We start from the raw sequence: 11,532 nt of genomic DNA on the forward strand, positions 1-11,532 counted from the left end.
GGACGTACCGCCACAGCGCTACCGCAAGGTTGTATGCGACATCCAATTGAATCCCGGGCCGCACCTTGGCGGCCGCTGCTGGCTGGAGCGACACAATGAGTGAGAGCGCTTTCGCGGACCGCATCGTGCAGAACCTGCTCGATACCGACCTCTATAAGCTGAGCATGATGCAGGCCGTGCTGCACAACTACCCCAACGTCGAAGTGGAGTGGGAGTTTCGCTGCCGCAACGGTGAAGACCTCCGGCCGTATCTGGCCGAGATCCGCCATCAGATCGAGCAGCTCTGCGACCTGTCGCTGAGTGTCGAGGAGACCGGTTTCCTCGAACGCATCAACTTCATGAAGCCCGACTTCCTGCGTTTCCTCGGGCTATTCCGCTTCAACCTGCGCTACGTCCAGACCACCATCGAAAACGACGAACTGTGCATCCGCCTCTCAGGCCCCTGGCTGCACGTGATCCTTTTCGAAGTGCCCGTCCTGGCCATCGTCAGCGAAGTCCGCAATCGCCATCGCAACCCGGAAACCCTGCTCAGCCAGGCCCGCGATCAGCTGTACCGAAAAATCGACTGGCTCAACGCAACCGCCACCGCTGATGAACTGGCGGAATTGAAGGTGGCTGACTTCGGCACCCGCCGGCGCTTCTCCTACGCGGTGCAGGAAGACGTCGTTTCGGTGCTGAAAAAGGATTTCCCCGGCCAGTTCGTCGGCACCAGCAACGTGCACCTGGCGCGCAAATTCGACCTCAAACCCCTCGGCACCATGGCTCACGAGTGGATCATGGCCCATCAGCAACTCGGCCCGCGGCTGATCGACAGCCAGATTGCCGCCCTCGATTGCTGGGTCCGCGAATACCGCGGCCTGCTGGGTATTGCGCTGACAGACTGCATCACCACCGATGCCTTCCTCGGTGATTTCGACTTGTTCTTCGCCAAGCTCTTCGACGGCCTGCGCCACGATTCGGGCGACCCCGTGCAGTGGGCCGAAAAATGCATCCGGCATTATCAAAAGCTGGGCATCGAGCCGATGAGCAAGACCCTGGTGTTCTCCGACGGGTTGAATCTGCCCAAGGCGCTGGAAATATTCCGCGCGCTGCGGGGTCGCATCAACGTCAGCTTCGGGATCGGCACCAACCTGACCGCCGACATCCCGGGGATCCAGCCAATGAGCATCGTGCTGAAAATGACCGCCTGCGCCGGCCAGCCCGTCGCCAAGATTTCCGACGAGCCCGGCAAAACCCAGTGCAAGGACCCGGAGTTCGTGTCCTATCTGCGCCACGTATTCAAGGTGCCAGCCTGAGTCGAGCACCGACCGCAGCCCCTTTTTATGCCATTCCTTTTTTGCTCGAGGAGTCAATCATGCAAGACGTACAGCGCGAGATCGCCCGGCAGCTCAACGTCCAGCCGCCTTTTGCCAATGATGAGGCACTGCAGGCGGAAGTCAGCCGCCGCGTGCAATTCATCAAGGACTGCCTGCATAACGCCCGCCTGAAGGTGCTGGTGCTGGGCATCAGCGGCGGCGTGGATTCGCTGACAGCAGGTTTGATGGCCCAACGCGCCATCCGCGAGCTGCGTGAAAGCACCGGCGACAATGCCTACACCTTCGTCGCCGTGCGCCTGCCGTATCACATCCAGCACGACGAACACGAAGCCACGGCATCGGTGGATTTCATCAATCCCGATGAGCGCCACACAGTGGACATCGCGCCCTCGGTGAAAGCGCTGGTTGATCAGATCAAAGCCTTCGGGGGCCAGCCGGCCAATACCGTGGATTTCGTCAAAGGCAACATCAAGGCCCGGGCACGGATGGTCGCGCAGTACGCCATTGCTGGCGTGAAAGGCGGTCTGGTCATCGGCACCGACCATGCGGCTGAAGCGGTCATGGGCTTCTACACCAAGTTCGGCGACGGGGCCTGCGACCTGGCGCCGTTGAGCGGTCTGGTGAAGAACCAGGTCCGTGCGATCGCCCGCAGCTTCGGCGCGCCACAGAACCTCGTCGAGAAAGTCCCCACCGCGGACCTCGAAGAACTGGTCCCCGGCAAACCGGACGAAGCGGCCCACGGCATCAGCTACGCAGAGATCGACGCCTTCCTGCACGGCGAGCCAGTGAAGCAGGAAACCGCCGAGATCATTGTCAGCACCTACCGCAAGACCCAGCACAAGCGGGATCTGCCTTACGCGCCATAAGGCTCGGCCACAAAGACGCCCGATGGGTTTGATTGAAAATTCATCGGGCAGCAGTACCGCTGCATTCAAAAACGGAATGAACCCGTTATTTCTTTTCGCTTGATGGCGCTCGCCATCACGGCTTACATAGCGCTCTGACTTCCCCGCCCAGAGCCGCTACCCATGACTGCTTTCCAAGGCCTCTTCACCCTCGTTGCGTCCACCGTCGGCCAGCCTGCTGCGGCATGGCTGGAACACCGCGTCGAGGTGCCGCAGGCGCTGGGCGGGTTTTCCTGGTCCGAGGAGGCGGTCCATCGGGTCTGGCTCGCCGAAGCGTTGAACCTCTGCCTGTTCCACAAGTTGGTAGAGGCCGTGCCCGACGGGCTTCGTTATGTGGACGAGCAATCCGAGAGCGGCCGCAAGGTGGTGTTTGATCATGGCGCCATCCGCACCGTCGATTGGGCGGACAACGGCGAATTGCCGCGCGGTCGTCAGGGCTTCTCGCGCCTGCTCGAGCCGCTGGGTTTCACCGATGTGCGCACCTATCCGCTGACCAAACTGAACATGACCGGTTGGGGCTATCGCCAGATGGACCTGCCAGAAGACATCGCGCAGTTCTTCGTCTCCGAACTGCACCCCGGCCGACTCAGTCAGTCGTTTCAAGAGGCGGTCAGCCGCGTCGTCGGTTCGAGCCGCGACCCGTTGAGTTCTGAAGACTTGAGCATGCTGAATCGCCTGCGCACCACCCGGCATTGCAGCCTGGCCGAAGCCACGCGCCTGCTGCCGGCCCTGTATCGCGCGTTTGGCCGCCAGCACGGCGTCGTTCGGGAGGATGACTATCGGCAACTGCTGAGCGAAAGCGCGGAAATGGCGTGGATCGCCACCGAGGGCAACAGCTTCAATCATCTGACCGATCGGGTGGTGGATCTGGAAGCGACGGTGGCCGAACAGAATCGGCGCGAACGGCCGATGAAGGACAGCATCGAGGTGTCAGGTTCGGGAAGGGTCATGCAGACCGCGTACAAGGCCTGCACGGTGAGCCGAGGGCTGATGAATGCCGAGGGCGTCGTCGTGGCGCACAAGGTGCCGGGCTCATTCGTGGAGTTCATTCAGCGCAAGATCGACCCTGACAACGGCAAGATCGATCTCAACTTCGACAGCAGCAACGCGCAGGGCATCTTCAAAATGACCGACTCGAAGCAGCCCTAGCGGTCACTTCAGGCTGACGGTGCCTTTCATCATGCCGATGTGGCCGGGGAACGAGCAGAAAAAGCCGTATTTCTCGGCCGGGTCCAGCTTGGAGACGTCGAACGTGACCGAATCCTTCTCGCCTCCGCCGATCACTTTGGTGTGGGCAATAACGCGCGCGTCACCGTCCTTCAGATAATCCTTGTCGATGCCGACGCTCATGCCGTCTGTGGCGATCTGCGACATGTCATCGTATTTGCTGATGACCAGATTGTGACCCATGACGGCCTTCGGCAGGCTGCCGGAGTGTTTCAGGTTGACGGTGAACTGCTTGCAGCTCTTGTCGATTTCGATGGCCTTGGTGGTGAACGTCATCTGGTCGGTGGAATCGACTTCGACCGAGCATTCCGCCGCCAGAAGGTGCCCACTGGCCAAAGTCAGAATGGATGCAGCGACAAGCTTGCGAATCATGGTGCGTCTCCTGGTGGGCAGCCTTGGATTTTGCATACAAAGACTGACCTGAATTAGAACAATTTATCAACCGTTATGACCGGTCACCTCTGGGCGGCCTCTATCAGTGCCATCAAGACAATCAAACAGTCAGCGCTACGATGGCTGCATAAGATCGCGCTGTCACCTATCTTCAGGACGATCCCATGCAACTCTCCAGCATTTTCCGCAGCTTGCTCGCCGCTTACGCCTGTGGCGCATCGGGTAGTTACGACCGCGCCAGCCAGGATTACGGCGTCTACCAACGCGCGTTTTCCGCAGGCTACGACCTGTAACGGCGGGCGACCGACCGGGATATATGACTGGGTGAAGAAAAATACCACGCCGGCTTTGCACCATTCTCAGGCAGAATGTGCTGACTTATCGTCTGCCTCGAGGACTGCCCATGGCCAAACCCAACTATTCCTTCGCCAAACGCCAACGTGATCTGGCAAAAGAGCAAAAGAAAGAGGAAAAAGCACAGCGCAAGCAGGCTGAGAAGGCTGAAGCAGAGGCCGGAGAAGCTGCGGTTGTAGACGGCGAAAACGCCGAAGGCTCTTCCGAAGCCGAACACTCTACCGATGCTGAAGGCTCCGCTGACGTAAAAGGCTCCGCCGAAGAAAAGCCCGCTGAGTGATCGTCTGATTCAGCGCAATGGGATGGATGAACGCGAAACCTCTAGGAGTGAGCTTGCTCGCGATGGGATTTTCGCCATGATCCATCCATTGGCTGACACCCCCTGATCGCCAGTACGCTCACAGCCCCGTCGACAGCAACGCCCACCTACCCCGCAATCGGCATCACCGTGACGCGCACGTCCGGGTCATGGCTCCCGCCCCCCAGAATCACCCCTCGCAACGGCGACACGTCCGAAAAATCCCTCCCCCACGCCAGACTGATGTGCTCAAGCGCAGGCTGAACGTTGTTGGTCGGATCGAAATCCACCCACCCCAGCACCGGACAGAACACTGACACCCACGCGTGGGACGCATCGGCACCGATCAGCCGTGGCTGACCGGGCGGCGGCTGGGTCAGCAGATAGCCGCTGACATAACGCGCCGCCAGCCCGCGCGACCGGACGCACGCCAGCATCAAATGAGCGAAGTCCTGACAGACGCCACGGCGGGTTTCCAGGACCTCCACCAGCGGCGTCGCAACCTGAGTCGCCTCGCCGTCAAACGTGAATTCTTCGAATATCTTCTCCATCAGCGCCTGCGCGCACAGCAGTACCGGCCGCCCCGCGGGAAAGCAACTGGCGGAGAACTCGACAAACGTCTGCTTCAGGTGCACGTAGGGCGATTCGAAGCGATAGCGGCAGGCATCAAGGATATCCGGCGCCATTCTCGACGCGCTGTAGGTCAGCCGGTGCTGGGCCTCATCCCACGAAGCGGAAGCATTGAAATCCAGCAGCGGACGTTCCAGCACTTCAATGCGCAGGCGCGCGTTGACCTGCAGCTCATCGTGGGGGCGTTCGAACGCCAGACGCGTCAGCGGATTGCCGAAGACGTCCAGTTCATCGCGGCGCGTGGTTGGCATCGGGCTGATGAGCAGGTGCTGCTCCAGACAACGCTGCCAGGGACTGCGCCGCGGCCACAGATGCGCAAGTTGCTGGGCCAGGGAAACCGGGCTGTCGTATTTGTAGTGCGTGTCGTGGAGGATCTGATACTGAACACTGTTCATCAGACCGACACCGTGCGCTGACTGACATCGTCGACGTGGGCGAAATGACGCAGCGCAAGCCGGTCAGAAACATGGCCGCTGGTGTCGCCTATGGTCTGCAGCAAATCCGCCAGCCCATCCAGCGCCGCTTTGACACTGCTCTCGCCGAAGAGCCCTTCTTCCAGGCAACCCAGATCGAACATCGACAGCCGCTGAATCAGCACCGCGAGACTGTTGTCCTGGGGCACGCCGAAATCCTCGTTCATGCGTTTCACCGAACGGGCCACCAGCTTGAGCTGAAACAACACCGCGTGGGGGTTCTGATCGTCCAGTACCAGCAAATCGAGCACCGGGATCAACTGCGGCAGGGCCAGATAGCGCGAGCGGTAAGTGATCCCGCTGTTACCCAGTTCAAGCAGCCCGTCCAGCGCATCCTGATGAAATACCGCGTCGCTGCGCAGGAATGCCGCCAGCGTCGTGCACAGAAACTGCAAGCGCTCGATGCGCCGCCCGATCATCAGGAAGCGCCAGCCCTCGTCGCGGGTCATGTCGTCCAAGGCAAAACCGGACAACGCCGCCAGTGACATCACCAGCCGGTTGAGGAAATCCAGCAGCTCGCCGAAATCAGGGGTTTCGGTCTCCAGGCTCATCGCTTCCCGCTGCAACTCCACCAGCGCCTGCCAGTTCTCGCGGGACAACTTGCCGCGTACTTGGGACGCCGCCCACTGCAAGCGCTGCAAGTTGGAGCGCAGGCTGAACGGCCAGTCATCACCCAACAGCGCTTCGAGCAGACGCTCATGCAGCTCGCTCGGTGCTTCTTCGTCCTGAAGCGGCAGGAGGTTCAACCGTTCGGCCAGCTCGACCGCTGCTTGCAGGGCGACCGGATCATCACCGTCGACATAGCGCGTGAGCATGATTCGCAGCAGGCGCGCGCTGTTGTCGCAGCGCTCACAGTAGCGGCCGAACCAGAACAGATTTTCCACCACCCGCGACGGCAAATACGGGTCGCGACGTACCAAGTCGTGCACGCCCAGCGAGTGACGGTTTTTCCACGGTTCGCTGCCGAGCGGACGCTCGCCAAGAATCCAGGTGTCCTTGCTTGCGCCGCCGCGCTGCATCGACACCACGTCGGCGTCGGCATCGGCGGCCACGCGGGTCAATCCGCCCGGCAGGACGCGATAGCCATCGGCGGTGGCCACTGCGTATACGCGCATGCCGATGGCGCGGGGCTGCAGCTGGCTGTCCTCGCCCTGCCAAACCGGCGCGTGGGACAACTGCGCCAGTTCTTGAGCCACGTAGGCATAGGGCCTGGCCTGCATGCGCGCGGACAGCGCCTGACGCGCTTCCTCGCTGAGATCGCGGCCGAACACCGGGGCGAAACTCTGGGACGGGAATGCAGGCTTGATGAGCAGCTCCGGCATCTTCTCCAGCGCCTGGGCCAGCACCGGCGGCTCGCCACACCACCACGTGGCGATCGACGGCAGCAACAGCTCTTCGCCAAACAGGTGTTCGTTGATCTTTGGCAGAAACCCCAACAGTCCCGGCGATTCCAGCACGCCGCTGCCCAAGGCGTTGGCAACCAGCACACGCCCCTGACGCACCGCCTGCAGCAGGCCGGGCACGCCTAGCGCTGAATCTGTGCGCAGTTCCAGCGGATCGCAGAAGTCGTCGTCCAGACGGCGCATGATCGCGTGAACACGACGCAGGCCGCTGAGGGTTTTCAGGTACACCGTGGCGTCGCGTACGGTCAGGTCGCTGCCTTCCACCAGCGGATATCCCAGCTGACCGGCCAGATAAAGGTGCTCGAAATAGCTCTCGTTGAAACGCCCGGGCGTCAGCAACACCACCAGCGGTGCTTCGTGGCTGGTCGGTGCCTGGCGCGCGAGTGTTTCCTGCAGCGACCGAAAGAAATTGGAGAGGTGCTGGACCTGCAGATCCCGGTACAACTCGGGAAATGCTCGCGACACGATCAGGCGGTTTTCCAGCGCATAACCGGCACCCGACGGCGCCTGAGTCCGGTCGGCGGTCACCCACCAGCGACCGTCGGGCGTGCGCGCCAAGTCTACTGCGTACACATGCAGGAAGGTGCCTTCGGGGGGCGTTACGCCCTGGCATGGCCAGAGAAAATTATTGTGGCCGAACACCAGTTCCGACGGCAGCAGTCCTTCGGCGATCAGTTCCTGCGGACCGTAGAGATCAGCCAGCACGGCATTGAGCAGACGCGCGCGCTGGGCGATGCCGGCCGCCAGCGGCTGCCACTCTTCCATTGGAATCACGTGGGGCAGCATGTCCAGTTCCCAGGGCCGATCGGCACCCTTGGGGTCGGCATAGACGTTATAGGTCACGCCGTTTTCCTGAATCTGCCGGGCGAGCAACGCCTGACGCTGGATGAGCTGCGCAGGTGTACTGCGCTGGAGATGCTCGTACAGACGCTGCCAGTGCGGCCGAACGGCGCCGCTGGCATCCAGCATCTCGTGATAGGTACCCGGGGTGAGCGGATATTGATCAAGCAGGTCAGGCATGGAAGGCTCGGCAGACAACAAAAGGACTCGAATCAACAGCGCTTAGACTAGCGCAGACAACATGACACGCAGGCGCCGCTTTCCACGTTTCAAACGTGCGGCACGGCGACCTGATCCCACGTCAGGTCGCCGGCGCGGCTACCGATGCAGGCGCAGGTCCAGGGTCATCGGCAGCTCATCGTTGAGGGTCAACGCGGGAACCTCACGTTTGCCGGGACTGTGGCCGATCCGGAAGAACCGCGCCAGACGTCGGCTTTCCGCTTCATTGGCGTTCACCGGCAGGGTCTCGTAATTGCGCCCGCCAGGGTGGGCGACATGGTACTCGCAGCCCCCCAGCGAGCGCTGCATCCAGGTGTCGAGGATGTCGAAGACCAGCGGCGCATGCACCGGGATTGTCGGCTGCAAGGCATTGGTCGGCTGCCAGGCGCGGTAACGTACGCCTGCGACGAACTCGCCGACGCGCCCGGTCGGTTGCAGGGGCACCGGCACGCCGTTGCAGGTGAGCATGTAACGCTGCGGCGGCAGACCCGTGACCTTCAGCTGCAAGCGCTCAAGAGACGAGTCCACGTAGCGAACCGCTCCACCGGCTGCCCCCTCCTCGCCCAGCACGTGCCACGGTTCCAGCGCCTGACGCAGCTCCAGCTCGATGCCGCTGACGGCGTAGTCGCCGACCTTCGGAAAGCGAAACTCTAGATGCGCCGCGAACCACTCGCCGCGCACGGGATAACCCGCGTCGTTGAGCTCGGCGATAACGTCGGCAAAATCCTGGTCGATAAAGTGCGGCAGCATGAAGCGGTCATGCAGCTCGGTCCCCCAGCGCGCCAGTTTCGCCGGTGCATAGGGCTCGCGCCAGAAACGCGCGACCAGTGCCCGAAGCAACAGCTGTTGCGCCAGGCTCATGCGCGCGTGCGGCGGCATCTCGAATGCCCGCAGTTCCAGCAGTCCCAGCCGCCCGGTAGCACCGTCCGGCGAGTACAGCTTGTCGATGCAGAATTCCGCGCGATGGGTATTGCCGGTCACGTCGATCAGCAGGTTGCGCAGCAGCCGGTCCACCAGCCACGGCGCGCATTCCTCGCCCGGCGCGGGCATTTGCGAAAAGGCGATTTCCAGCTCGTACAGCGAGTCATTGCGCGCTTCGTCGACCCGCGGTGCCTGGGAGGTCGGGCCGATGAACAATCCGGAGAACAGGTAGGACAGCGACGGGTGGTTATGCCAGTAGCTCAACAGGCTGCGCAGCAGATCCGGCCGACGCAAGAAGGGCGAGTCGCCGGGCGTCGCGCCACCGAGGACAAAATGGTTACCGCCGCCGGTGCCGGTGTGGCGCCCGTCGATCATGAATTTCTCGGTGGTCAGCCGGGTCAGACGCGCCTGCTCGTAGAGAAACTCGGTGCGTTCGACCAGCTCATCCCAGGTGGACGACGGCTGCACGTTCACCTCGATCACGCCCGGATCCGGGGTGATGCGGAAGTTCGCCAGACGCGGATCGCTCGGCGGCTCGTAACCTTCCAGCAACACCGGGCAGCGCATGTCCTCGGCCGTCGCTTCAATGGCGGCGACCAATTCCAGATAGGCCTCAAGGGATTGCAGCGGCGGCATGAACAGGTACAACCGCCCGCCCCGCGTTTCGGCGCTCAGTGCGGTGCGGGTCAGCCAATCGGCCGACTCGTCGATCTCGGGTTCGCGGTCGATGCTCGGGTCGCGCTGCTCTGCCAGGCCGTCCAGTCGCGACTGAACCTCGTCGCGGTCGGGCAGCTCGGCAAATGCCTGATTGTGGTCGGTCGGGTGGATGTAGGGATATTCCGCCGCCTTGACCCATGGCTGCGAGGCCAGCGGCAGGCGATAGCCAAGGGCGGAATCCCCCGGCACCAGGCGGCAATGCTCGTCGCGCAGGTACCAGCGACCGCTCTGCCATTGATCGTCGGCGGCGGTTCGCGCCAACGGCAGAACGTGGCCAATGATCGTGTCCAGGCCTTGGGAAAACACTTTGCGCAGACGGGCGCGCTCAAGGGGGTCCTCAAGACGTGAGGCTTCGGCGCTGACGTTTTTGGGCAGCGCGCCCTCGCGCCACAGGTAATAGAAATTGTCTTCGTACGCCGGGAAAACGTAATGCGTCGGCAGCTTCAGCCTCTCGGCAACGCTGCGCAGGAAACTGCCCGCCATCTCGCTGTCGGCGCCATAGTCCCGGGTTTCATCAGCGATCAGCGCATTGTTGCGCCACACCGGTTGCCCGTCCCTGCGCCAGAAGCAGTTCAGCGACCAGCGCGGCAGTTGCTCACCGGGGTACCACTTGCCCTGACCGAAATGAACGATGCCCTGGGGCGCGTAATGGTCTCGCATGCGCTGGTACAGCTCGGCGGAGAGCAGGCGCTTCTTCGGCGCCAGCGCAGCGGTGTTCCATTCCTCGCCGTCACGGTCGTCGATGGACACAAAGGTCGGCTCGCCGCCCATGGTCAGGCGCACGTCGTGGGCAACCAGATCGCTGTCGATCTGGCGTCCCAGCGCTTGAATGTCCTGCCACTGCGCTTCGGTGTAGGGCTGGGTGACGCGCGGCGCCTCCCAGATACGCTCCACCGACATCTCGTGGGTGAACTCGGTGTTGCAAGGCTCGACCATGCCACTGATCGGCGCCGCCGAAGACGGCTCGGGGCTGCACGCCAGCGGAATGTGTCCCTCACCTGCGAACAAGCCGGAGGTCGCGTCAAGGCCCACCCAGCCAGCGCCCGGCAGGTACACCTCGCACCAGGCGTGCAGGTCAGTGAAATCAACGTCAGTGCCAGACGGTCCGTCCAGCGCTTTGACATCGGCCTTGAGCTGAATCAGATAACCGGACACGAACCGCGCGGCGAGGCCCAGGTGACGCAGCAACTGCACCAGCAGCCAGGCCGAATCACGGCAGGACCCCGACGCGTTTTCGAGGGTGTATTCCGGCGTCTGAATGCCCGGTTCCATACGGATCAGGTAACCGATGTCGTTGGCCAGACGCTGGTTGAGCCCCACCAGAAAGTCGATCGCCGGAATCGGCGTGCGGTCGATGCTGTCCAGGTACGCCTGGAATCTCGGGGTCAGCGGCAGCTTTTCCAGATAAGGCTGCAGCTCGTGGTGCTCTTCTCGGGCATAAGTGAAGGGAATCTTCTCGGCGTAGGGCTCAAGAAAGAAGTCGAAGGGGTTGAACACCGCCATTTCGGCGACCAGGTCCACTTCGATGCGCAACTCGCTGGTCTTTTCCGGGAACACTAACCGCGCCAGGTAATTACCCTGCGGGTCCTGCTGCCAGTTGATGAAGTGGTTTTCGGGGAGGACGTTCAGCGAATACGACAGCACACGCGTGCGGCTGTGGGCCGCCGGGCGCAAGCGGACGATCTGCGGACCCAGCTCTACCGCGCGTTCGTAGCGGTAATGCGTGACGTGGTGCAAGGCAATGTGAATCGACACGGCGTGCCTCCTGCGAGCCTGGACGGTAGCGGAGCCGCGCAAGACTTATGCCACCGCGGCAAATCAGGCGCCTCCGGCGCG

The 11,532-nt window shown here is 62.4% G+C and carries 9 protein-coding genes; 5 read left to right on the forward strand and 4 right to left on the reverse strand.

Features of this window, described 5'->3' with window-relative positions; translation table 11 throughout:
• The first annotated feature begins 95 nt into the window (after nt 1-95).
• The 3 genes from pncB (at nt 96) to SLW74_RS18160 (ending at nt 3,370) form a co-directional block, all read left to right on the forward strand.
• Nucleotides 96-1,295 (forward strand): nicotinate phosphoribosyltransferase, encoded by a 1,200-nt coding sequence (pncB, locus tag SLW74_RS18150; protein WP_065987784.1) that lies wholly within the window; start codon nt 96-98, stop codon nt 1,293-1,295.
• Nucleotides 1,296-1,354: 59 nt separating this feature from the next.
• Nucleotides 1,355-2,182 carry an ammonia-dependent NAD(+) synthetase gene (gene nadE / locus SLW74_RS18155; RefSeq protein WP_065987785.1) on the forward strand — a complete coding sequence of 276 codons (828 nt, stop codon included), beginning with the start codon at nt 1,355-1,357 and terminating at the stop codon, nt 2,180-2,182.
• Between the two features lie 162 nt (nt 2,183-2,344).
• Nucleotides 2,345-3,370 (forward strand): DUF1338 domain-containing protein, encoded by a 1,026-nt coding sequence (locus tag SLW74_RS18160; protein WP_410929699.1) that lies wholly within the window; start codon nt 2,345-2,347, stop codon nt 3,368-3,370.
• 3 nt (nt 3,371-3,373) lie between these two features.
• Here the strand turns inward: SLW74_RS18160 and azu are convergent, their stop codons facing one another.
• The gene (gene azu, locus SLW74_RS18165; protein ID WP_296313335.1) at nt 3,374-3,820 is read right to left on the reverse strand and encodes an azurin; all 447 of its coding nucleotides are present in this window, start codon (nt 3,818-3,820) and stop codon (nt 3,374-3,376) included.
• 185 nt (nt 3,821-4,005) lie between these two features.
• Between azu and SLW74_RS18170 the strand changes: the two genes are divergently transcribed.
• Nucleotides 4,006-4,134, forward strand: a complete 129-nt coding sequence (locus SLW74_RS18170) for a hypothetical protein (protein WP_274605159.1) — start codon at nt 4,006-4,008, stop codon at nt 4,132-4,134.
• Nucleotides 4,135-4,244: 110 nt separating this feature from the next.
• On the forward strand, nt 4,245-4,475 hold the full coding sequence (locus SLW74_RS18175) for a hypothetical protein (protein ID WP_410929700.1): 231 nt from the start codon (nt 4,245-4,247) through the stop codon (nt 4,473-4,475).
• 146 nt (nt 4,476-4,621) lie between these two features.
• Here the strand turns inward: SLW74_RS18175 and SLW74_RS18180 are convergent, their stop codons facing one another.
• The 3 genes from SLW74_RS18180 to SLW74_RS18190 all read right to left on the reverse strand — a co-directional run bounded on the left by SLW74_RS18180 (nt 4,622) and on the right by SLW74_RS18190 (nt 11,451).
• Entirely contained in the window at nt 4,622-5,518 is an 897-nt protein-coding gene (locus SLW74_RS18180; protein WP_410929701.1) for a transglutaminase family protein, read from the reverse strand.
• The gene (locus SLW74_RS18185) at nt 5,518-8,019 is read right to left on the reverse strand and encodes a circularly permuted type 2 ATP-grasp protein (protein WP_410929702.1); all 2,502 of its coding nucleotides are present in this window, start codon (nt 8,017-8,019) and stop codon (nt 5,518-5,520) included. Before SLW74_RS18185 ends, SLW74_RS18180 begins: the two co-directional genes overlap by 1 nt.
• 138 nt (nt 8,020-8,157) lie before the next feature.
• Nucleotides 8,158-11,451, reverse strand: coding sequence for a DUF2126 domain-containing protein (locus tag SLW74_RS18190; protein ID WP_410929703.1), 3,294 nt, complete (start codon nt 11,449-11,451; stop codon nt 8,158-8,160).
• Nucleotides 11,452-11,532: the final 81 nt, after the last annotated feature.

The organism is Pseudomonas sp. W5-36, from assembly GCF_046540455.1.
In the GTDB taxonomy this organism is placed as follows: domain Bacteria; phylum Pseudomonadota; class Gammaproteobacteria; order Pseudomonadales; family Pseudomonadaceae; genus Aquipseudomonas; species Aquipseudomonas graminis_B.

Coding starts and splice junctions, on each gene's coding strand:
- SLW74_RS18185 (WP_410929702.1), bottom strand. CDS start 8,019: ATGCCTGACCTGCTTGATCAATATCCGCTCACCCCGGGTACCTATCAC.
- azu (WP_296313335.1), bottom strand. CDS start 3,820: ATGATTCGCAAGCTTGTCGCTGCATCCATTCTGACTTTGGCCAGTGGG.
- SLW74_RS18170 (WP_274605159.1), top strand. CDS start 4,006: ATGCAACTCTCCAGCATTTTCCGCAGCTTGCTCGCCGCTTACGCCTGT.
- SLW74_RS18175 (WP_410929700.1), top strand. CDS start 4,245: ATGGCCAAACCCAACTATTCCTTCGCCAAACGCCAACGTGATCTGGCA.
- SLW74_RS18160 (WP_410929699.1), top strand. CDS start 2,345: ATGACTGCTTTCCAAGGCCTCTTCACCCTCGTTGCGTCCACCGTCGGC.
- nadE (WP_065987785.1), top strand. CDS start 1,355: ATGCAAGACGTACAGCGCGAGATCGCCCGGCAGCTCAACGTCCAGCCG.
- SLW74_RS18180 (WP_410929701.1), bottom strand. CDS start 5,518: ATGAACAGTGTTCAGTATCAGATCCTCCACGACACGCACTACAAATAC.
- pncB (WP_065987784.1), top strand. CDS start 96: ATGAGTGAGAGCGCTTTCGCGGACCGCATCGTGCAGAACCTGCTCGAT.